19 protein-coding genes are annotated in these 21767 nt (G+C 66.8%); 10 read left to right on the top strand and 9 right to left on the bottom strand.

Annotated features, from left to right (window positions below):
- Window positions 1-3 precede the first annotated feature (3 nt).
- Genes MFM001_RS20435 through MFM001_RS20420 form a run of 4 tightly spaced genes read left to right on the top strand, consistent with a single transcriptional unit; the run spans window position 4 to window position 3491 of the window.
- Window positions 4-1218: an amidohydrolase family protein gene (locus tag MFM001_RS20435; RefSeq protein WP_116377088.1), complete on the top strand. Its 1215-nt coding sequence runs from the start codon at window positions 4-6 to the stop codon at window positions 1216-1218.
- On the top strand, window positions 1202-1621 hold the full coding sequence (locus MFM001_RS20430; RefSeq protein ID WP_116377087.1) for a nuclear transport factor 2 family protein: 420 nt from the start codon (window positions 1202-1204) through the stop codon (window positions 1619-1621). Before MFM001_RS20435 ends, MFM001_RS20430 begins: the two co-directional genes overlap by 17 nt.
- A complete protein-coding gene (locus tag MFM001_RS20425) occupies window positions 1618-2706 on the top strand; it encodes an acyl-CoA dehydrogenase family protein (protein ID WP_116377086.1) in 1089 nt (362 codons plus the stop codon). The genes MFM001_RS20430 and MFM001_RS20425 overlap by 4 nt, the downstream gene beginning before the upstream one ends.
- 50 nt (window positions 2707-2756) lie before the next feature.
- The gene (locus tag MFM001_RS20420) at window positions 2757-3491 is read left to right on the top strand and encodes an acyl-CoA dehydrogenase family protein (RefSeq protein WP_116377142.1); all 735 of its coding nucleotides are present in this window, start codon (window positions 2757-2759) and stop codon (window positions 3489-3491) included.
- Window positions 3492-3570: 79 nt separating this feature from the next.
- Here the strand turns inward: MFM001_RS20420 and MFM001_RS20415 are convergent, their stop codons facing one another.
- Window positions 3571-4743, bottom strand: coding sequence for an acyl-CoA dehydrogenase family protein (locus MFM001_RS20415; protein ID WP_116377085.1), 1173 nt, complete (start codon window positions 4741-4743; stop codon window positions 3571-3573).
- Window positions 4744-4938: 195 nt separating this feature from the next.
- On the opposite strand from MFM001_RS20415, the gene MFM001_RS20410 reads away from it, so the two are divergent.
- The 4 genes from MFM001_RS20410 to MFM001_RS20395 all read left to right on the top strand — a co-directional run bounded on the left by MFM001_RS20410 (window position 4939) and on the right by MFM001_RS20395 (window position 8716).
- Window positions 4939-5595, top strand: a complete 657-nt coding sequence (locus tag MFM001_RS20410) for a TetR/AcrR family transcriptional regulator (RefSeq protein ID WP_062540046.1) — start codon at window positions 4939-4941, stop codon at window positions 5593-5595.
- A gap of 270 nt (window positions 5596-5865) precedes the next feature.
- Window positions 5866-6996: a cytochrome P450 gene (locus MFM001_RS20405; protein ID WP_371685589.1), complete on the top strand. Its 1131-nt coding sequence runs from the start codon at window positions 5866-5868 to the stop codon at window positions 6994-6996.
- A gap of 40 nt (window positions 6997-7036) precedes the next feature.
- The gene (locus MFM001_RS20400; RefSeq protein WP_116377083.1) at window positions 7037-7873 is read left to right on the top strand and encodes a mycofactocin-coupled SDR family oxidoreductase; all 837 of its coding nucleotides are present in this window, start codon (window positions 7037-7039) and stop codon (window positions 7871-7873) included.
- Between the two features lie 15 nt (window positions 7874-7888).
- Window positions 7889-8716 (top strand): SDR family NAD(P)-dependent oxidoreductase, encoded by an 828-nt coding sequence (locus MFM001_RS20395; protein WP_116377082.1) that lies wholly within the window; start codon window positions 7889-7891, stop codon window positions 8714-8716.
- On the opposite strand, the gene MFM001_RS20390 is transcribed toward MFM001_RS20395, so the two are convergent.
- A complete protein-coding gene (locus MFM001_RS20390) occupies window positions 8713-9924 on the bottom strand; it encodes an alpha/beta hydrolase (RefSeq protein ID WP_116377081.1) in 1212 nt (403 codons plus the stop codon). The two genes, MFM001_RS20395 and MFM001_RS20390, sit on opposite strands and share 4 nt — an antisense overlap.
- Window positions 9925-10046: 122 nt before the next feature.
- Between MFM001_RS20390 and MFM001_RS20385 the strand changes: the two genes are divergently transcribed.
- On the top strand, window positions 10047-11483 hold the full coding sequence (locus MFM001_RS20385) for a wax ester/triacylglycerol synthase family O-acyltransferase (protein WP_116377080.1): 1437 nt from the start codon (window positions 10047-10049) through the stop codon (window positions 11481-11483).
- On the opposite strand, the gene fadD12 is transcribed toward MFM001_RS20385, so the two are convergent.
- Together fadD12 and MFM001_RS20375 are read right to left on the bottom strand one after the other, a co-directional pair.
- On the bottom strand, window positions 11480-13033 hold the full coding sequence (gene fadD12 / locus MFM001_RS20380) for an acyl-CoA ligase FadD12 (protein ID WP_238159314.1): 1554 nt from the start codon (window positions 13031-13033) through the stop codon (window positions 11480-11482). The genes MFM001_RS20385 and fadD12 overlap by 4 nt on opposite strands.
- A 73-nt stretch (window positions 13034-13106) precedes the next feature.
- Window positions 13107-13919, bottom strand: coding sequence for a lysophospholipid acyltransferase family protein (locus MFM001_RS20375; protein WP_116377078.1), 813 nt, complete (start codon window positions 13917-13919; stop codon window positions 13107-13109).
- A gap of 140 nt (window positions 13920-14059) precedes the next feature.
- Between MFM001_RS20375 and MFM001_RS20370 the strand changes: the two genes are divergently transcribed.
- Window positions 14060-15139 carry an NAD(P)-dependent oxidoreductase gene (locus tag MFM001_RS20370; protein WP_116377077.1) on the top strand — a complete coding sequence of 360 codons (1080 nt, stop codon included), beginning with the start codon at window positions 14060-14062 and terminating at the stop codon, window positions 15137-15139.
- A gap of 68 nt (window positions 15140-15207) precedes the next feature.
- Here the strand turns inward: MFM001_RS20370 and MFM001_RS20365 are convergent, their stop codons facing one another.
- The 5 genes from MFM001_RS20365 to MFM001_RS20345 are packed head-to-tail and all read right to left on the bottom strand — an operon-like array spanning window position 15208 to window position 21758.
- Window positions 15208-16062, bottom strand: a complete 855-nt coding sequence (locus tag MFM001_RS20365; protein ID WP_116377076.1) for an LLM class F420-dependent oxidoreductase — start codon at window positions 16060-16062, stop codon at window positions 15208-15210.
- A complete protein-coding gene (locus tag MFM001_RS20360) occupies window positions 16059-18446 on the bottom strand; it encodes a CoA transferase (RefSeq protein WP_116377075.1) in 2388 nt (795 codons plus the stop codon). The genes MFM001_RS20365 and MFM001_RS20360 overlap by 4 nt, the downstream gene beginning before the upstream one ends.
- 3 nt (window positions 18447-18449) lie before the next feature.
- Complete coding sequence (locus MFM001_RS20355; protein WP_116377074.1) at window positions 18450-19409, bottom strand: enoyl-CoA hydratase/isomerase family protein; 960 nt, start codon at window positions 19407-19409, stop codon at window positions 18450-18452.
- Window positions 19402-20532 (bottom strand): Xaa-Pro peptidase family protein, encoded by a 1131-nt coding sequence (locus MFM001_RS20350; RefSeq protein WP_116377073.1) that lies wholly within the window; start codon window positions 20530-20532, stop codon window positions 19402-19404. Before MFM001_RS20350 ends, MFM001_RS20355 begins: the two co-directional genes overlap by 8 nt.
- Window positions 20532-21758, bottom strand: a complete 1227-nt coding sequence (locus MFM001_RS20345; RefSeq protein ID WP_116377072.1) for a Xaa-Pro peptidase family protein — start codon at window positions 21756-21758, stop codon at window positions 20532-20534. Before MFM001_RS20345 ends, MFM001_RS20350 begins: the two co-directional genes overlap by 1 nt.
- Between the last annotated feature and the right edge of the window lie 9 nt (window positions 21759-21767).

The raw sequence follows: 21767 nt of genomic DNA, 5'->3' as shown, positions 1-21767 counted from the left end.
ACCGTGTTGACGCTCAAGGCAGCTGGGCTTCTCGACGTCGACGCCGGCGAGATCGTCCGGCCCGGCGTCTTGCGGATCGACGGCGAGCGGATCGTCGGTGTCGGCGGCGCACCGGAAGGTGACGTCATCGATCTCGGCGAGGTGATCCTGCTGCCCGGACTGATGGACATGGAAGTCAACCTGCTGATGGGCGGCCGCGGCGAAAAGCCCGGCCTGTCACAGGTTCAGGACGACCCACCGACCCGGATGTTGCGCGCGGTCGGCAACGCGCGCCGCACGCTGCGAGCCGGGTTCACCACCGTGCGCAACCTCGGGCTGTTCGTCAAGACCGGCGGGTATCTGCTCGACGTCGCGCTCGGCAAGGCGATCGACGCCGGCTGGATCGACGGCCCGCGGGTGGTGCCGGCCGGACATGCGATCACCCCGACCGGCGGGCACCTGGATCCGACGATGTTCGCCGCGTTCGCGCCGCACGTGCTGGACCTGACCGTCGAGGAAGGCATCGCCAACGGCATCGACGAGATCCGCAAGGCGGTGCGCTACCAGATCAAGCACGGCGCCCAACTGATCAAGGTGTGCTGCTCGGGCGGTGTCATGTCGATGACGGGACCGCCTGGCGCCCAACATTATTCCGACGACGAACTGTGCGCGATCGTCGACGAGGCGCATCGGCGGGGCCTGCGGGTCGCCGCGCACACACACGGCGCCGACGCGGTCCGGCATGCGGTGGCAGCCGGGATCGACTGCATCGAGCACGGCTTTCTGATCGACGACGACGCCATCGCGATGATGGTCGAGCACGGCACCTTCCTGGTCACCACCCGCCGGCTGGCCGACGCGATGGATGTCTCGCATGCGCCGCCCGAGCTGCAGGAGAAGGCCGCCGAGATGTTCCCCCGGGCGCGCAAGTCGGTGCTGGCCGCGTACGAGGCCGGCGTCAAGATTGCGGTCGGCACGGATGCCCCGGCGATTCCGCACGGCCGCAACGCCGACGAGCTCGTCACGCTGGTGGAGCTGGGGTTGCCGCCGCTGGCGGTGCTGCGGGCGGCGACGGTCACGGCGGCCGAACTGATCGACGTCACCGACCGGGGACGGCTGGCCGAGGGGCTGCTCGCCGATGTCATCGGTGTGCCAGGAGATCCGTTGTCCGACATCAGCGTTACCCAGAATGTGCAGTTCGTCATGAAAGGCGGCAAGGTGTATGCCAACAAGAACTGACGACCTCGTCGAGATTCAGCAGCTGCTCGCCCGCTATGCGGTCACCATCACCCAGGAAGACATCGACGGGCTGGTAGCTGTGTTCACGCCGGACGGCACCTACAGTGCGTTCGGCGAAACCTATTCCCTGGACCGGTTTCCCGTGCTGGTGGACGCGGCCCCCAAAGGCTTGTTCCTGACGGCGACACCGGTGATCGAGATCTCCGGAGACACGGCGACCGGCACGCAGCCACTGTGCTTCATCGACCATGCCACCCACGACATGCGCATTGGCTACTACAACGACACCTATGTGCGCACGGCCGACGGCTGGCGGCTGAAAACCCGCGCGATGACGTTCATCCGGCGCAGCGGTGTACACGACTCCGGGCGACCGCATGCCGTCGGTCGTCCTCCTGCATGAAAGTCGAGCAGTTCCGGGCCGATCTGCGCGCCTGGCTCGACGACAACGACCTGACGCCGGGGCCGGATCGTTCGCTGCAGGGCCACATGCGCCAGCTCGCCCGTGTGCACCGGGCGCTGTACGACGCCGACTGGATGCGCTACGGGTGGCCCGTCGAGGTCGGCGGATTGGGCGGCCCGGCAATGCTTCGCGCGGTCGTCGGCGAAGAGGTGGTCGGCCGCGGGCTCGCCGAGCCCGGCCCGTATTCGATGGTCGAGGTCCTTGCGCCCACGATGATCGATTACGCCCCGCCGGAACTCGCCGCCGACATGGTGCCGCGGCTGCTGTCCGGTGCCGAGCAATGGTGTCAGGGCTTTTCCGAACCGGGTTCGGGCAGCGATTTGGCGTCACTGACCACCCGCGCGGTGCCCGAGGGAAACGACTGGATTGTCAACGGGCAGAAGGTGTGGACCAGCTTCGCGCAGTACTCGACGCGATGCATCCTGCTGACCCGGACCGCGCCCGGCCACGACGGCATCACGGCGTTCTTCGTCGACATGGACACGCCGGGCATCACCGTTCGGCCGCTGCGCACCATGCACGACGTCGACGAGTTCTGCGAGGTGTACTTCGACGACGTGGTGATCCCCGGCGACCGAATGCTCGGCAAGCCCGGAGACGGCTGGCGACTCGCGATGGACCTGCTGCCCTACGAACGCTCCACCTGCTTCTGGCAGCGCATCGCGTATCTGTACGCGCGCTTCGACCGGCTGATCGCCGAGGCGATGGATACGGACGATTCCGCCTTAGGCACAGCATTTTTAGCGCTGCACACTCTGCGCTGCCGGTCCCGCGCCACCCTGCACCGGCTCGCCGACGGTGCGCGGCTGGGGCCGGAGACCTCGATCGACAAGGTGTTGCTGGCCGGCGCCGAGCAGCGCCTCTACGACACGGCCCGCGACCTGCTGCCCGGCGTCGTCGAGCTCGACGAGTCGGACTGGCGCACCGAATTCCTCTACTCCCGCGCTGCGACCATCTACGGCGGCACCGCCGAGATCCAGCGCAACATCATCGCGCGCCGCCTGTTGGATCTGGGCAAGGAGTGAGCGTGGACACCGAATCCTTGCAGCTGCTCGAGGATGCGTTGCGCAAGACGATGGCGACGGCCTCGGGCGGGGAACTCGACGCGGCGCTGGCCGACCTCGGCTGGCTCGACATGCTCGACGAAATGCCCGACACCGCAATCCCCTTGGTGTTCCGCCTACTCGGCGAGTCCGGTGCCCATGCGCCGGTGCTCAACGACGTCGTGCTGCGCGCCGCCGGACGAGACGGCGGCGGAACTGTGCCGCTGCCGTACGCCGGCGGTTCGTGGGTCGTCTGGGAACGCAGCGGAACGCCCGGTTCGGTGCTCGGCGGTGACCTGCCGCTACAGCGGGTGGACGGCGGCGAGCCGGTGCCGCTGGCCGCCGGACGGCATGCGCTGGGCTGGTGGCTGGTGGGCGCCGGCAGGGCGATGCTGTCGCTGGCCCGCCAACACGCCTTGGACCGTGTGCAATTCGGCCGACCGGTCGCGTCGTTTCAGGCGATCCGGCATCGGCTGGCCGAAACGCTCGTCGCGGTCGAGGGCGCGGAGGCCACGTTGCTTGCCGCGTCCGACGACCTGGGCTGCTTATTGGCCAAGGCCGCCGCCGGCCAGGCGGCGTTGACCGCCGCCCGCCACTGCCAGCAGGTGCTCGGCGGGATCGGCTTCACCGCCGAGCACGAGCTGCATCGGCACGTGAAGCGAGCCCTGGTATTGGATGGATTACTCGGCAGCACGCGGGAACTCACGAAGGAGGCGGGAGCCATCCTGCGGGCCAACGGAGCTGCACCGCGGCTGGCTCAACTCTAAAACCGACATTGACTCTGCGTCGACGGCGCAAAAGTGCGAGTAGGTAAGGCCGTGGACGCAGAGTCAACGAGCGTGTGGGTTAGCGCGGCAGGCCCAAGACCCGCTGAGCGATGATGTTGCGCTGAATCTCCGACGTGCCGCCGGCGATCGTGCCGGCGAAACTGCGAAAGTAGCGATCGAACCAACTGCCGCAGTGGGCATCGAGGTTCAGCGGCGCGTACGGACCCGTGACGTCAGGGTGGACCAGTCCGTCGGTGCCCGCGGCGTTCAGCGCATGCTCGGAAGCAATCTGCACGGCCTCCGATCCCAGCAGTTTCAGCACCGAGAGGCCGGGCACATCCTCCTCGCCGCGGTCGGCGCGGGCAAGGGCCGCCGATCCGAGCAGACTCAACGCCTCGAAATCCATGGCCAGCGTGGCGTATTCGTCGCGCTCCAGCACGCCCGACGGACGGAAATCGACGATCAGCTCGCGCAGCCGGTCGGCGTAGCTCAGCCAGAGCATCGTGCGCTCGTGGCCGAGCGAGCCGTTGGCCACCCGCCACCCCTCGTTCAGTGGGCCGACCAGATTCTCGGCGGGCACGCGTGCGTCGTTTAAGAACACCTCGTTGAAGTCGACGTCGTCGCGGCCCGACGCCGACGCGAACGGCCGGCGCGTCACGCCGGGAGTATCGGTTGGGATCAGCAATACGCTGATCCCCTTGTGTTTTGGCGCGTCGGGGTCGGTGCGCACGAACGTCAGCAGCACGTCGGCGTCGTGGGCACCCGACGTCCACACCTTCTGCCCGTTGACCACGAAGTGATCCCCGTCGCGCACCGCCCGCGTGCGCAGCGAGGCCAGATCCGAGCCTGCCCCCGGTTCGCTCATCCCCAACGCGGCGGTCATCTCGGCGCGCAGGATCGGTACCGCCCACCGCTGCTTTTGCTCGTCGGTTCCGAAAGAGAGCACCGACGCCGCGATGATGCCGATGCCCTGCGGGTTGAAGCTCTGATAGACCCGTCGCCGCGACAACTCTTGTAAGTGCACGTACTGCTGCAACACGGTGGCGTTGCGTCCACCGAACTCCGGCGGGTTGCCCGGCAGCAGCCAGCCGTGGTCGAACAACAGCCGCTGCCACTGCCTTGCCCACTCCGGAATGTGCGACGTCGAGCGTGGCCGTTCGGCCGCGCATGCTTCGTCGGGCAAATTCTCGTCGAGAAACGCGACGAATTCGGACCGGAACGCTTCGACATCGGCGTCAAACGCGAGCTGCACGGGTACTCCTCGGCGACAGAGCCCGCAGTTACGGATTTCGCTTCCGCGGACAACGCGAAGAGAATACTATTCTCATGATGAGAAAGTTACAATCTCGGACACGTCGTCCGTGAGGGGGTCTAGACACCGATGGCACGGCGTTCTCCGGTACAGTCCAATCATGTTCTCCCCTCACGGCAATCGTCCGGGCCGCCGGTGACAAGCCCGAGCGAGGAGCCTGCCTGGAAGCAGCGCGCGGTCGAGCGCTCCATCAAGACGGCAAAGCTGCGGGCGGCACAGCGCGTCCAACGCTTCCTGGACGCCGCCCAGGCCATCATCATCGAAAAGGGCAGCACGGACTTTACCGTCCAAGAGGTCGTCGACCGCTCGCGGCAATCGCTGCGGAGCTTCTACCTGCAATTCGACGGCAAGCACGAGCTGCTGCTGGCACTGTTCGAAGACGCGTTGAGCCGGTCCGCCGACCAGATCCGCGCCGCGACCGCCAGCCACGCCGACCCGCTCGAGCGGTTGAAGGTCGCAGTCGAGCTGCTGTTCGAGGCGTCGCGCCCAGACCCGACGGCCAAGCGACCGCTGTTCACCGACTTCGCGCCCCGGTTGCTGGTGTCACACCCCGCCGAGGTCAAAGTGGCTCATGCGCCGCTTCTGGCGTTGCTGACCGAGCTGATGGAAGAGGCTGACGCGGCCGGGCAGCTCCGGGCCGGCATCAGCCCCAAGCGCATGGCCGCGATGACCATGCAGACCGTGATGTTCATCGCGCAGTCCAGCGGCGGTACCGACGACGCGACGGTGCACCCGATCACCGCCGATGAGGTGTGGGACTTCTGCTCACGCGGATTCGTGGGCGAGAAGTAGGCACTCGGGCGCAAGGGAATTCGTTCACATATCGCACAATCATGCCGCTGCGAGAAGCGTATTCTCGGATAATGAGAGCATAAGATGCCGTAAACGGATTCGAGATTGACACTCCGTAGCCACGGGTGACAGAGTTCAGGTGCAATAGGGACGCAGATCCCCGCGAGAACATGGTTCCGGTGAGAGGCAGCAATACCCGTGACACTCAGCGCTACCAGCGAGGCGTATTACGACCCGTACAACCCCGAACTCAACGCCGACCCCTACCCCATGTTTCGCCGGCTTCGCGAGGAAGCGCCGCTGTACTACAACGAAGCGCATGACTTCTACGCGCTGAGCCGCTTCGCCGACGTCGACGACGCACTGGTCGACCACGAAACGTTCAGCTCGGCCCGCGGGGCGATCTTGGAACTGATCAAAGCCAACATCGAAGTCCCTTCCGGTGTCCTGATTTTCGAGGATCCGCCGGTCCACGACATCCACCGCAAGCTGCTCGCGCGGATGTTCACGCCGCGCAAGATCAACGAGCTGGAAAGCAAGATCCGCGAATACTGTGTGCGCTGTTTGGATCCGCTGATCGGCGCCGATCGGTTCGACTTCGTCGCCGATCTCGGCGCGCAGATGCCGATGCGGGTGATCGGCATGCTGCTGGGCATCCCCGAAACCGATCAGGAAGCCATCCGGGATCGCTCGAACGCCACGATGCGCACCGAAGAAGGCAAGCCGATGGAAATCGCGCAGCAGGGCTTCGATACCGGTGAGGCCTTCGCGCAATACATCGACTGGCGTGCCGAGCACCCGTCCGACGACATCATGACGGAGTTGCTCAACGTCGAGTTCGTCGACGAGACCGGCACCACCCGTCGGCTGACTCGCGACGAGCTGCTGATCTACGTCAACGTGGTGGCGGGCGCGGGCAACGAGACCACCACCCGGCTGATCGGCTGGACGGGCAAGGTGCTGGCCGAGCACCCGGACCAGCGGCGCCAACTGGTCGACGACATGTCGTTGATTCCGCGTGCCATCGAGGAGTTGCTGCGTTTCGAGCCGCCGGCTCCGCATGTCGCGCGCTACGTCACCCGGGACGTCGAATACTACGGCCAGACCGTCCCGGCGGGCAGCGTGATGATGATGCTGATCGGGGCCGCCAACCGCGACCACCGCCAATTCCCGCCCGACGGCGACGTTTTCGACATCCACCGCGAGCTCCGCCAGCACCTGTCATTCAGCGTCGGCACGCACTACTGCCTCGGATCGGCGCTGGCCCGGCTGGAAGGACGCATCGCGTTGGAAGAGGTCTTGAAGCGCTTCCCCGAGTGGGACGTCGACCTCAGCGTCGCCAAGCTGTCCCCGACCTCCACGGTACGGGGTTGGGAATCGATGCCGGCTGTGATCCGCTGAGCCGCAGCAGGTTTGAAACGTCAACGGAAACGAGGTAACGATGGCAGGGCGAGTTGAAGGAAAGGTCGCGTTCATCACCGGCGCGGCACGCGGCCAGGGCCGGGCGCACGCAGTGCGGTTGGCGCAGGAGGGCGCCGACATCATCGCGGTCGACATCTGTAAGCCGATAGACAGCGTGCAGATTCCGCTGTCCACACCGGAAGATCTGGCCGAGACCGCCGATCTGGTCAAGGGTCTCAACCGCCGCATCTACACCGCCGAAGTCGACGTGCGGGATTTCGACGCGCTCAAGGCCGCTGTCGACGCCGGGGTAGAGCAGCTCGGTCGGCTGGACGTCATCATCGCCAATGCCGGTATCGGCAACGGCGGGCAGACGTTGGACAAGACCAGCGAACGCGACTGGACCGACATGATCGACGTCAACCTGTCCGGGGTGTGGAAGAGCGTGAAAGCCGGTGTGCCGCACATACTTGCCGGCGGCCGCGGCGGTTCGATCATCCTGACCAGCTCGGTCGGCGGCCTGAAGGCCTACCCGCACACCGGTCACTACGTCGCCGCCAAGCACGGCGTGGTGGGGCTGATGCGGACGTTCGCAGTTGAGCTGGGCCAGCACATGATTCGGGTCAACTCGGTACATCCGACCAACGTGAACACCCCGCTGTTCATGAACGAGGGCACGATGAAGCTGTTCCGGCCCGACCTCGAGAACCCGGGGCCCGACGACATGAAGGTCGTCGCGCAGATGATGCACACGCTGCCGATCGGCTGGGTGGAGCCCGAAGACATCAGCAACGCCGTGCTGTTCCTGGCGTCCGACGAATCCCGCTACATCACCGGTGTCACCCTGCCGGTTGATGCGGGCAGCTGCCTGAAGTAGCTAGAGTCCCGTCTCATGGACGGGTTCGACGGGCGTGGCGCGGTCATCACCGGCGGCGCGAGCGGCATCGGCTTGGCCACCGCGCGTGAGCTCGCCCGCCGCGGTGCCGGCGTGGTGCTGGGAGACATCGAACAGGCTGCGCTCGACGCGGCCGTGGCGGGTTTGCGCGCCGACGGCTTCGAGGCGCACGGCGTGGTCTGCGATGTCCGGCACCGCGACGACGTCGCCCGGCTCGCCGACGACGCGTTCCGATTAATCGGCGGCGTCCACGTCGTTTTCAACAACGCCGGCGTCGCGGTGGCCGGGCCGGTTGCGCAGATGTCGCACGACGACTGGCGCTGGGTGATCGACGTCGACCTCTGGGGCCCGATTCACGGCGTCGAGGCCTTCTTGCCGCGACTCCTCGAGCAAGGCGAAGGTGGCCATCTGTTGTTCACGTCGTCGTTCGCCGGGCTGGTGTCCAATGTCGGGCTGGGGCCCTATTCCGTTGCCAAATATGGCGTTGTCGCGCTCGCCGAAGCGCTGGCCCGCGAGGTGAAACCGGACGGTATCGGGGTGTCGGTGCTGTGCCCGATGCTCGTCGCCACCAACATCGGCAACTGCGAACGCAACCGCGGCGCCGACTACGGAACGCCGGCGACGCAACCGGTTTCGGAGCCGGTCACCGTCGGACAAGACGATGTCCTCGGCGCCGACGACGTCGCTCGGCTGACCGTCGAGGCGATGCTGGCCAACCGGCTCTACATCCTGCCGCACCGAGAATCACGCGGCTCGATCCGCCGGAGGTTCGAACGTATCGACCGCACCTTCGACGACCAGGCCGCCGACGGGTGGGACTACTAGCTGGCGGGATTGACCAAGCGCGCCAGGTGGTTTCGGTGCATCTCGTTGAGGAACAGCCCGATCGCGGTGACCGATGTGCCGGTCCGCGCGCGATCGACCAGATCGAAGCCGTGCCCAGCGCCGGGCAATTCCAGATAGCTGACCGTCGATCGGGAGACCGCGTGCAGCCGCTCCACGAACGCGCGCGCCTCGTCCACCGGGATCACGGTGTCGTTGGTGCCGTGAACCACGAGAAACGGTGGCGCATCGCTGCGGACGTGTGTGATCGGCGAAGCTTTGCGGAAGACGTCCGGATGATCGACGAACGTCTTGCGCACGACGATTCCTTCCAGGAACCGCACGAACTCCGCCCGTTGCGGCGCGGAGCGATCCTCCCAGTCGTAGCGCCCGTAGATACCGACCACGGCGTCGACCGATGTGTCGGCGTCGGCCGCTAGTTCGGCGCTGAATTCCCTGTCGTCACAGGTCAATCCGGTCAGCGCAGCCAAATGACCGCCGGCCGAGCAACCTGCGATGGCCACGAAGTTCCGGTCGCCGCCGAACTTGTCGGCGTTAGCACGCGCCCACGCCACGGCGGCCTTCACATCCAGGATGTGCCTGGGCCAGCGATGCCGCGGCGAGACACGGTATCCGACCGACAGGCATATCCAGCCTTGCGCGGCCAGATGCGACATCAGGGTGTAGCCCTGCAACTTTCGTTCGCCGATGATCCAGGCGCCACCCGGCACGAACACCAGTACCGGGGCAGGGCGATTGGGTAGATCCGGCCGCCGCCACACGTCAAGCACCTGCTCCGGCGCGCTGCCGTAGCGCACACTGCTGCGGTACAGGAAACGTTGGCGCTGCCGGCCGGCCCGCAACACCGGCGGCAGCCGGTCTTCGGCCGCCCACTGCACATCGAGACGATCTATCGGCAAGAACTGGCTCAGCGCAGCTGCGGCCGCTGCGGTGGTCTGTTCGCGGACCGTGCCCGGGATCAGGGCGTCGGCGCCGTTCGGCTGCTTGCGGCGTACCGCGGAGCCGAGAACCGTGGGAGCGTTCCGCGCGCACCACGCGCCCATCGCCGCGACGACGCCAACCGGGGCCAAATGCTTGCCGATCACCGGCAGGGCGGCACACGCGTCGCTGACCGCGATCGCACAGTCGATCGGACGAGCCCTGCGCAGCCACTTGGCTGGTAAAAGCGGCGCAGGTCGCGGTGGGCGCATTTCGGCAGCTTACCCGGCGGAGCGCGCCGATAGTCGGAATCTGGACAGGCAATTCGAGTTTCGTCAAATCGCCAGATCAGGACGGCCCCAAGTGGTTCCATTGTCGCGGAGCGAGGTGGGTTATGAAGCGACTCAACGGCATGGACGCCATGCTGCTTTACAGCGAGACACCCAACCTGCACACCCACACCTTGAAGATCGGGATTGTCGACGCCGCCGGCTTCGACGGTGAATTCGGCTTCGAAGCGTTTCGGCGGGTTGTCCCCCAGCATGTCCGGCTCCTGGCACCTCTGCGCTATCGGCTGGTGGAAATTCCGTGGCGGCTGCACCACCCGATGTGGTTGGAGAATTGCGAGCCGGACCTCGACTACCACGTACGACGGGTGCGCGTTCCCGCCCCGGGCGGTCGACGACAACTCGACCAGGTGATCGGCGACATCGCCAGCACCCCGCTGGACCGCAGCCGTCCGCTGTGGGAGTTCCACTTCGCGGAGGGCTTGGCGGACAATCACTTCGCGATCATCGGCAAGGTGCACCACGCGCTGGCGGACGGGATGGCATCGGCGAACCTGCTCGCAAAGATGGTCGATTCCCCGAACTCGGTCCAGGTTTCGCAAGGCAGCACCGCTTTAGGCGCCGAGCCGTCGACGTCAGAGCTCCTGCGGGCGGCCGGCCGCGATCACCTGCAGCAGGTCGCCGCGCTGCCCGGTCTGGTTCGCGACGCCGCTCGTGGGTTCCGGCAGGTGCGGCAACGATCCAAGGAGCGCGACGACAATCCTGATCTGGCCAAGAACTTCAACCCGCCACCCACATTTCTCAATCACGTGGTGTCGCCGGTGCGGACGTTCGCGACGGCGGCACTGGCGCTCACGGACGTCAAGCAGACCGCGAAACACCTCGGCGTGACGTTCAACGACATCGTGCTGGCGACGGCCGCTGGCGGGTTGCGCGAACTGCTGTTGCGCTACGACGGCAGAGCAGACCGGCCGATTCTCACGTCGGTACCGATCAGCACCGACAGGTCGCCGGACCGGATTACCGGCAACGAGATCAGCGGCCTGTCGGTGTCGCTGCCGGTGCACATCGACGACCCACTGGAACGGGTGAAACTGACTTCGTTGTCGACGGCGCGGGCCAAGGAGGACCTCGATCTGCTGGGCCCGAAACTCCAGGGCCAGCTGATGGAATACCTGCCGCCGCTGCTGGCTCCTGCTTTGTTCCACCGGCAATCGAAACGTGCCACTCGCAACAGAGCGATGAACATCGCGGTTTCCAACGTGCCGGGACCGCGGGAACGCGTGCACGTCGAAGGCGTACCAGTGTCCGAGTTCTATTCCGTGGGAATCCTTTCGGCGGGCAGCGCCTTGAACATCACGGTTTGGAGCTACGCCGACCAACTGGACATCTCAGTGCTCTCCGACGACCGTACCTTCAACGATGTACATGAGGTGACCGATGCACTGGTGCACGCGTTCGGCGAAACACGCAGAGCGGCAGGGCTTCCCGGGGAGCTGACAGTTGTCGACACGGCGATGGCTCCCGCTGGCCCGCCCGATTAGTCGTCGCCTACTTTGGCCCGCAGCTCGGCACGCAGGATCTTGCCGGTACTGCTGCGCGGCAGCTCGTCGAGCACGATGATCTCGCGCGGCACTTTGTAATTGGCCAGGTTTTCCCGGATGTGCGCCTTGAGCGATTCCGGCGTGGCCGATGCGCCCGGCACGAGCACGACGAACGCCGCCAGGCGCTGGCCGTACTCGACGTCGTCGACGCCGAGCACCGCGGACTCGGCGACCTCCGGATGCGCCGCGAGCGTCTTCTCCACCTCGATGGGGTACACATTTTCGCCGCCGGAGACAATCATCTCGTCGTCGCGGCCGACCACGAACAACCGGCCTTCCGTGTCGAGATAACCCAAGTCGCCCGAGGCCATGAAGCCGTCGTGAAAATCCTTGGTTTTACCTGACGTGTAGCCCTCGAACAGGGTGCCGCTGCGGACGTAGATCTGGCCCACCTCGCCGGTCGGCAGCTCGTGCAAATCCTGGTCCAGGATGCGGATCTCGGTGCCCGGGGCCGGCTTTCCGGCGGTATCGGGTGCCGCGCGCAGGTCTTCGGGTGTGGCGCTGGCGATCAGGCCCGCTTCGGTCGCGTTGTAGTTGTTGACGATCACGTCGCCGAATTCGTCCATGAATGCGGTGACCACATCCGGGCGCATTCGCGATCCCGACGCGGCGGCGAACCTCAGCGACCGGCAGTCGTATCGCTTGCGCACCTCCGGCGGCAGATCCATGATGCGGTCGAACATCACCGGAACCACTGCTAATCCGGTGGCGCGGTGCCGGTCGATGAGTTGCAGGGTGGCTTCCGGATCGAACTTGCGCCGCGTCACGATCGTGCACGCCATCGACGCGGCGAAGATCAACTGGGAGAACCCCCAGGCATGAAACATCGGCGCGGCGATCACGACGGATTCCTCGGCGCGCCAGGGCGTCCGGTCCAGGATCGACTTGAGCGCGCCCACTTCACCGCTGGTCATCCGGGCGCCTTTGGGCGTCCCGGTGGTGCCAGAGGTCAGCAGCACTGTTCGCGCTTTTTCCGTGGCGCGCTTGGGTTGTCGGCCGGCATGCGCCTCGATCAGCTTCTCGACAGTGACGGCGTCACCTGTCGGGTTGTCCGTCCAGGCGACGATCCGTCTCGCGTCGGGCCGGTCGGCCAGCGCGCGCTCGACGCTGTCGGCGAACTCTTCGTCGTAGACCACGGTGTCGGCGCCTTCGCGGGCCACCACCTCGGCCAGCGCCGGTCCGGCGAACGACGTGTTGAGCAGCAGCACGTCGGCGCCGATGCGGTTGGCCGCAACCACTCCCTCGACGAAGCCGCGGTGGTTACGGCACATGAGCCCGATGGTTTTCGGTTGGCCACCGGGCTGGTTTTGCAGCGCAGCGGCGAAAGCGTCGCAGCGCTGGTCGAGTTCGCGCCAGGTCAACATGCCCAGTTCGTCGACGAGTCCGGGGCGTTCCGGACATCGCTGCGCCGCTGAGGCGAAACCTGATGTGGCAGCTAGGTTTTCGCGACGCATCACGGCAGCCATCCGGATGTACTTGTCCGGCCGCATCGGCGCGATCAGCCGCGCCCGCCACAACGTGTCCAGCAGGCCGATCGTCTGGCCGACACGGTCGATCACGGTGTCAGCCCAGCACCGGGAAACGGCGCTCGCGCGCCAACTCGTCCAGGGCCCGCTGCATCACCTCGCGCACATACTCGTCGACCTCGTCGACGTCGGGTTCGTCGCCGAACCGGGCGACGATGTCGATCGGCTCGAGCACGTGGGTGACGATCTTGGTCGGCAGCGGCAAGTTGGGCGGGAAAGTGGCGAAAACGCTGAACCCGAACGGGAATCCGAACGACAGCGGCAGGATTTTGGTCCGGGCCGCACGCGCGATCGGACCGAGCAGTTTCGCCAGACCCGTCCCGCGCATCAGGTACAGCTGGGTTTCCTGACCGCCGATCGACACCGCCGGCACGATCGGCACACCCGCCTCGATAGCTGTCCGGACATACCCCTTTCGCCCGGCGAAGTCGATCGTGTTCTGCTGCAACGTGGGCCGCATGGCGTCGTAGTCGCCGCCCGGAAACACCACCACCAGGTGGCCCGACCGCAAGGCATTCGCGGCGTTCTCCGGATTGGCCCGAATGAAACCGGTCCGCAGCAACGCCGTGCCGATCGGCCCGATGAAGATCATGTCGTGGCTGAGCGTGTGGATCGGGCGGTCATAGCCGAACTTCTCGTAGAACTCGACGGCAAGGATCGGCACGTCGGCCGCCAGCTGGCCGCCGGAGTGGTTGGCGACGAGCAATGCGCCACCGGCAGGCGGAATGTTGTCGAGGCCGCGCACCTCGGTGCGGAAGTAGCGGCGCAACACCGGCCGCAGGGCGTCGATGATTCGTTTGGTGAACCGGGGATCCCATTTGGCAAGCTCCGCGATGTCGGCTTCGCTCATCGTTCTTGGTTCTCCCCTTGACTACAGCCCGCCCGATACGCCGGAAAGAGCGCATTATCTGCGGATATAGTACTCTCTGAAATCGAGAATGTCATATTCACGCCGGGCGCGGCCATGTCCGGGGGGCGTAGGGGGTGAGCATGTCCGAAACGGTGCTTGTCACGGGTGGGTTCGGGCTGGTCGGGTCGGCGACGGTCCGGCGCCTGGCTGCCGACGGGCGCCGGGTGGCGGTGGCCGACCTCGGCACTGCCGCCAACCGCAAAGCGGCACGTACGCTGCCGGCCGGGGTCGAGGTCCACCTGACCGACCTGACCGAGCCCGGTCAGGTGGATCGGCTGGTGTCCGCGGTAGCGCCGGCCGCAATCGTGCACCTGGCGGCCGTGATCCCGCCGACGATCTATCGCCACGCCCAACTCGCTCGCAGGGTCAACGTCGACGCCACCGCGGCACTGGTGGCCGCCGCCGAGGCTCAGCCGAATCCGCCGCGCTTCGTCCATGCGTCGAGCAACGCCGTCTACGGTGCTCGCAACCCGCACCGCATGTCCGGTGCGGTCACCGCGAGCACGCCGGTTCGGCCGTCCGACCTGTACAGCCAGCACAAGGCGGAAGCCGAACATCACGTGCGATCGTCGAGCCTGGAGTGGGTGGTGCTGCGACTCGGCGGTGTGCTGAGCGTCGATCCGGCCGCTATGCCGTTCAGCGCCGACGCACTGTTCTTCGAAAGCGCGCTGCCCACCGACGGGCGTATGCACAGCGTCGATGTTCGCGATGTGGCAGCAGCGTTTGCGGCGGCCACCACCGCGGACGTGGCACGCGAGATCTTGTTGATCGCCGGTGACGAGTCACACAAGGTGCGGCAGGGCGAAGTGGGGCCAACCCTTGCCGCCGCTCGCGGGATGGCCGGAGTGCTCCCGACGGGCCGACCGGGTGATCCGAGCCGCGACGACGCGTGGTTCGTCACCGATTGGATGGACACCACGCGCGCGCAGCAAGCGCTGAAGTTCCAGCGGCACTCGTGGCCCGACATGGTCGCCGAGATGCACTCCCGCGCAGGCTGGAAACGCTACCCGATGCGCGTTGTGGTCCCGTTCGCGCGGGCGCTGCTGCGACGGCGGGCGGCCTACCGCGACAGCCCCGGCCGGTACGCCGATCCGTGGGGAGCCATCCGCTCCAGGTTCGGCGACCCGGCACCGGATCGTCAGAGCACCCAGGTGGATTAGCCGGGTCCCAGCTTGGGCTGCCCGGTCTGCCGGCCAGCTGAATGTCGGAGGGGCCGATCGCCACGAAATCAGCCTGCCACAGGGGATTTCGCGATGTACTCGTCGGCGAATCTGGCGATCCCGTCGAGCGCTTCGCGGGTGCGCTGCCACGGCGCCACGATCAGCCGGTCGATGCCGGCGTCGGCGGCGCGCCGCACGTCGGCCACGGACGTGATCGGCACCGACGTGGTGACGGACGGCTTACCGCTGCGACCCTGCTCGGTCCACAGCCGGGTCAGCGTGCGCACCGAGTCCGGGAGCCGGTCCAACGTGTGGTTCATCGGCAGCCAGCCGTCGCCGAATCGGGCCACCCGGCGCAGCGCGGCCTTGGCGTCGCCGCCGATGTGCAGTGGCGGCCCGCCCGGCTGCACCGGCTTGGGCTCGAACATGACTTCGCCGAAATCGAAGAAACGGCCGTGATGTTCGATGCTGGGCTGGGTCCACAGCGCCCGGCAGACCTGCAGCGCCTCGTCGACGCGGGCACCGCGGCTGTCGAAGTCCAGCCCGACCGCGTCCCATTCCTCACGCAGCCAGCTGGCGCCGACCCCGAAATCGAATCGCCCTCCGGACACGATGTCGAGGGTGGCCGCGGCGCGGGCGCTGACGAACGGATGGCGCAGACCGATGTTGTAGACGTAGGTGCCCAGCCGGATGGTGCGGGTCTGCGCGGCAAGGAAGGACAAATAGTTCAGCGCGTCGAAGATCGGCGTCTGCGGCGGCACCGGCGGGTGCGTGTCGCCGTGGTGCGGGCTGCCGCTCATCGCGGCGGGCAGCACCAGATGCTCGGGCAGCCACACCGACTCGAATCCAAGCTCCTCGGCGCGGCGGGTCAACTCAGGCCACACCCCGGGATGCGCGCGGGCCAGCGGAATACCGAACTTCATTGTGCCTTGGCCTTTCTCGCGGCCCCCGGTGCTCGTCCGATGATGCCATCGGCCTCCAGCTCGGCGATCTGCGGGTCGGTCAGCCCCAGTTCGGTGAGCAGCTCGTGGTTGTGCTGGCCGAGCAACGGCGCGGGTTGGCGATGGAATCGCTGCGGCCCGCCGGACAAGCGCATCGGCACCGTGCTGTGCGGAGCCGAGGCGTTCACCGGGTGCTCCACCTGTTCGAAAAAGCCGCGAAAAGCTAACTGCGGCAACTCGGTCTGCCGGTGAGGCTGCATCACTTTCGCCACCGGCACGCCGGCGCCCCACAGGCGACCGACGATCTCGTCGCCGCGGCGGTCCTCACACCAGGCGGCCAGGTGCGCGTCGATCAGATCGTGGTGTGCTCGACGGCCGGCCTCGGTGCCCAGCGCCGGGTCCGTCACCCACTGCGGTCGGCCCAGCGCGTCACACAGGGCTGCCCATTGCTGGTCGGTGGCCACGGCGATCGCCACCCAGCTGTCCAGCCGGCCGAATTCGTCGACGTCGGCGGTGCGGTAGAGGTTCTGCGGGGCGGCCGTCGGCCCGCGATTGCCTGTCCGCTCCAGCAGTGCCCCGTAGGCCGAGTATTCGATGACCTGCTCGGCGGCGATGTTGACCGCGGCGTCGACCATTGCGGCTTCGACCAATACGCCCTGGCCGGTGCGGCGCCGGTGTTCCAGCGCCAGCAGCAGCGCGTTGAGCGCATGCACTCCCGCGTTGGGATCGCCGACCGAGTAGGGCTCGTAGGGGTTGCGGTCGGGATAGCCGGTCAACCAGCTCAGCCCCGACGCGGCCTCGATCACGTAGGCGAACGCGGGGTTGTCGCGCCACGGCCCGTCGAGCCCGAATCCGGGCATGCGCAACAGGATTGCGTCGGACCGCAGCTTTTGGACGGCGGCAAAATCCACACCGATCTGGTCGAGCACCCGCGGCGTGAAGTTCTCGACGATCACGTCGGACGTTGCGATGAACCGGCGCAGAAGATCTCGTCCCGCAGACGTCTGCAGGTCCAGCGTCACGCCTCTCTTGTTGGTGTTCAGGCCCGAGAAGATCGGTGAGCGTTCCCACCATTGGTCTTCGCTCGTCGGGACGCCCGCGATCAGTCGGGTGCCGTCGGGCTTGCTGGTGGACTCCACGTGGATGACCTCGGCTCCGAGCATCGCCAGATAATGCGTGCAACATGGACCGGCCCAGAACGTCGTCATGTCCAGCACGCGTAAGCCATTGAACGGCAAGCGATCCGAAGTTGACCCGGAAGGCTGCCGTGCCGGGCCAGGGGCTTGACGGTACTGTGCGGTGTGCTCACCGAGCCGCGGCGCGGGCTGCGGCGCACGCAGAAACGCCGGCGTCATGCGGTAAGGGTGGTCGGGCCGGCAGAACCCGTCGCGGGGATTCGTGGTGAACGACCGGCGATGCTGGAAGTGGTCCAGGCCGGTGATGTTGGCGCCGTTGGCCACCGGCGCGTTCGGGATCCGGAATGCGGTGGCCAGCTCGCGGGTCTCGTCGACGGTCTGGCTCGCCACCCATTCATAGATCTCGTCGGCCTTCTCGTTGGCCTGCTCGGTGATCGACAGCGGCGAGTCCTCGTCGATCCACTCCTGGTGACCGGTCATCGCGCACAGGTCGAACCACTGCTGCGCGGTTCCACAGCCGACGTCGACCAGGCCGTCCTTGGCGCGGGCGATACCCGGGACGGTGAGCTTGCGGGCGTCCCGCCACGGCCGGCCCAGCATTTCGAAATACGTGACCGGGTAATAGGTGAGGCCCAGGATCGCCGTTTCCAGCATGGACAGATCTATGAGCTGACCGCCGCGCTGAAGAAAGGTCAGCGTCGCGGCACTGGCATAGGCGCCTGCGAAGTATTCCCCGACCTGCCCGCCGACGAACACCGGTGCGCGATCAGGTGATCCACGGCCCAGCCCGACGATTCCGCCCGACCAGGCCTGCAGGGTGAATTCGGTGGCAGCGCGGTCGCGCCACGGACCCTCCAGCCCGAATGGTGTGATCGCGGTGACTACCAGATGCGGGTGGGCGCGGTGCATCTCAGCCGGTTCGAATGCGTCCGCGATTGTCGAACCGCACGACCACACCACGGCGTCCGCCGATGCCAGCAGTTCGTTCACGAAGTCGACGTCGGTCGCGGGGTCGGCGACGACACTGTGCTTGGAGCAAGCCAGGAAGCTGAACAGCGCGCCGTCGGTTTCGATGTGAGCGCCCGAGGCCGACCATCGGCGCAGCGGATCTGCTTGCGGCGACTCGACTTTGATCACCCGGGCACCGCCGTCGGCCAGCAGTTTGGTGCAATAGGCGCCCGCGATACCGCTGGAAAGGTCGACGACCGTGTAGCCGTTCAGCGGCTCCACCGGCTACCCCTTCTTCTTGTTCTTCTTGCGGCTGGACTTGCTCAACCGAAACTCCGGCGGAAACTTGCTGTCGTTGTCTTTGACCGCGTCGCCCAGGCCGCTGTCGATGGCGTCGTCGAGCATCAGATCGTCCCCGTCGGGGGTGACACCGCTGCCCATCGACTCGAAGAACGCGCTCAGCAGGCTGCCCATGTATTCGCCCTGGTACTGCTTGACCACCTCGAAGAACATCTTCTGCATGAAGACGGTGTCGGTGGGCCGGTTACGCGCGCACGCCAGCGCATACTTGTCGACCTCGGCCTCCAGCTCGTCGCGCGGCACGACCTTGTTCAGGAAGTTGCAACCGAACATCTCGTCGGCGGTGAAAGGCCTTCCGGTGAAGACCATTTCCTGAAATTTGCGCAGCCCCATCGTCTGGACCCAGGTCCACATTCGCGGTCCCCAGCCGTAATAGCGGAACGACGGGTGACCGAACAGCGCGTCGTCGGAGGCGATCACCAGGTCGGCGTCGGCGGCCTGATAGAAATGCCAGCCGTAGCAGTATCCTTTCGCCTCGACGATGCTGATTTTCTTGAATTCCTGAAGCGCTCGGTTGCCGGCTTGCGAATTCGCGTACCACGCGCTGATCGTGGCGCCGTGGCGAAACGACCCCTTCGGCGGGTATTTAACAGCATCGTCGTCCAGCCGCAGCTCGGCGAGCCGGAAGGCGGGCGAATCCTGGCCTTCCATGAACTCGGGCAGGTCGGCGCCGCTGCCGAAGTCGTCGCCCACGCCGCGGATCACCACCACCTTGACGTCGTCGTCGACATTGGCGCCGCGCAGCAGATCGGCGTAGCGAAGCCGCGCCGCCACGGTGGGCGCGTTGAGAAACTCGGGACGGTCGAACGTGATCGTCGCGATCTTGGTCTTCGGGTCCTTCGCGTAGCGGATGATCTCTTCTGGCGGAGGAGCCTTGTCAGGCATGGACTACGCCTTGCCACGACGGGCTCGACGTCAGCACCTCGGGGCCGTCGGCCGTGACCAGCACCGCCTCTCGGCCGAACACCGCGCCGACGCCGCGTTCCCAGACGTAGCCGGTGACCGCCAGCACCATGCCGGCCTCGAGGTGTTCCTCGGCTGCGGTGGCCGGCAAATGCGCCGACACCACCGGCGGGTCGAAGCCCATGCCCAACCCGCGCGCCACCGGCATCGGCGGCAGCGGCTCGCCCGCGGCGTGATACGCGGACAGCAGCTCCGCGGCCGGCGCGCCCGGTTGGCACGTCTCGTACAGCCTGCCCCACAACAAATCCCAGCGGCGGTACAGGTCGGCGGCGCCATCGGATTCGCCGACGGGCCAGGTGCGCCCGACCTCTCCGGTATAGCCGCCGCCGAGCACGCCCGCAGAGAACGCCACCAGGTCGCCGGCCTGCACGCGCCCGTCGTCGCTGCCGCGCCGCCACGGGTGCTCCCGCGACGTCACCCACGCGGCGTCCTGTGTCGACGGAGTGCTCACGCCGCCGGCCGTCATGGCCTCCAACAGGACGCCGGCCAAGGTCTTTTCGGCGACGCCGGGGCGCAGCTCGGTAACCGCAGCGGCCAGCGCGTGCTCGGCGACGCGGATGGCCTCGCGCAGCGCGACCACCTCCTCGGCGGTCTTGATGCGACGGGCGGCACGCATGGCCGCCTCGCCGTCCACCAACTCCGCGTTAGGGAAAGCCACCGGCAACAACTGGGCGAAGCCTGGGGAAAGTGCGTCGGTGCCAACACGTTTCGCGTCAGCGGCGCCGTCGATGCCCTGCAGCACCGAGATGGTGTTCATCGGGTTCCAGGCGATGCCGTAGAGGTTCTCGTGCGGGATGTCGTCCGGAACGCCCTCGTCCCAGGTGGACAGCAGGTGGATCGCCCCTGTCGCCCGGACGACAACACAGGTCGGTCCGAACGGGCGCGTGCCAGCCACCCACAGTTGCGGTGCCCCGGCGACATAACGCACGTTGGCTTGCCGCCCGAGCACCAGCACGTCGAGATCGTTTGCTTCCATCTGGGCCAGCGCGCGCTCGCGACGCCCGGACCGCAGCGCCCGGTCGTCGGGCAGAACCTCAGTGGCCATCAGCGCGCCCCATAGGGGTCATAGGGGTAGTCGGTCAACCGGATCCAGCCTTCCTCGGTGATGACGATGATCTCTTCGCTGCGATAACCGCCGGTGCCGTCCTCCCACACCACTGGCTCGAGCACCAGCACCATTCCCGGCTCGAACACGAAGTTCTCGTCGAACTCGTCGCCCAGATCGGTTCCGATCATGGGTGTTTCGGCGGCGTTCACACCGATCCCGTGGCCCAGGTAGAAGTGCGGCAGCCACGGTCTGGTGCCCCCGTTGGCCTTCGTCGCAGCCCGGCCCAACTCGGCCGCGGTGGCGCCGGGTCGGGTCACCTCGAGCACCGCGGTCATGATCTCCTGCCACCGATGGAACTGCGCCTGCTGGCGCGGTGTCGGCTCGCGGCCGACTACCCAGGTGCGGCCGAAGTCCGAGCAGTAGCCGGCGTAGGTGATGGACACATCGGTCCACAGCACGTCGCCGGCGGTCAGTTCACGCTCAGTTGTCAACAGCGGCAACGCTAAATCACCGTGAGTGGTCCACACGCCGTCGGCCTTGCTCGAAGGCATCACCTGCCAGATCGGCTCCAGCATGCTGGCCATCGCGCCCAGCTCGAACGCGCGGCGCAGGAAGCTCGCCGACAGGTCGATCTGCCGAATGCCCGGCGCGAGTGCGGCCTGCACGTCGACCATCGCCTGGTCGGTGATCCGGCATGCAGTGCGAATGCAGGCCAGCTCGTCGGGCGTCTTGATGAGCTTGGCGGCGCCGATCACCTGGGCAGCGTCGACGGGCCGGCCGGCCCGGAACAGCCGCTGCTGCGCGCGCCGCATCGCCCCGGTCAATTCGTCAACGGCGACAACCGCGTTCGCGGGAACCAGTTCGGCGACGGTGCGCGCGAAGCTTTCCACGCCCTCGTCGAATTCCAGATACACCGGGCCGTGCAGATGGTCGGCGGGCAGCCCCGACTCCGACGACGTGCCCTCGCGGAACGGCAGGAACAGGTGCGGCCAGGGATCGTCGGCGCGCACCACCGCGACCGGGCGCTCGACGTAGGACAACCCAGCGTCACCCAACGGCCAGCTAGCCCCGGTGGCATAGACGACGTTGTTGTTGCCCAACAGGATCAACGCGTCCACCCCGCGGTCGGCCATCGCCGCACGCAGCCGCGCACCAGTCTCCGAACGCATCCGGTCAAGGTCCGGGGTATCCGGGATCTGCAGCGCAGACGGCGGAGCCTGCATAAACGTCGT

The sequence above is a fragment of the Mycobacterium sp. MFM001 genome (assembly GCF_003402475.1).
GTDB lineage: Bacteria > Actinomycetota > Actinomycetes > Mycobacteriales > Mycobacteriaceae > Mycobacterium.
The sequence above is the reverse complement of the archived record's forward strand: the minus strand, read 5'-3'. Positions and strand labels throughout refer to the sequence as shown.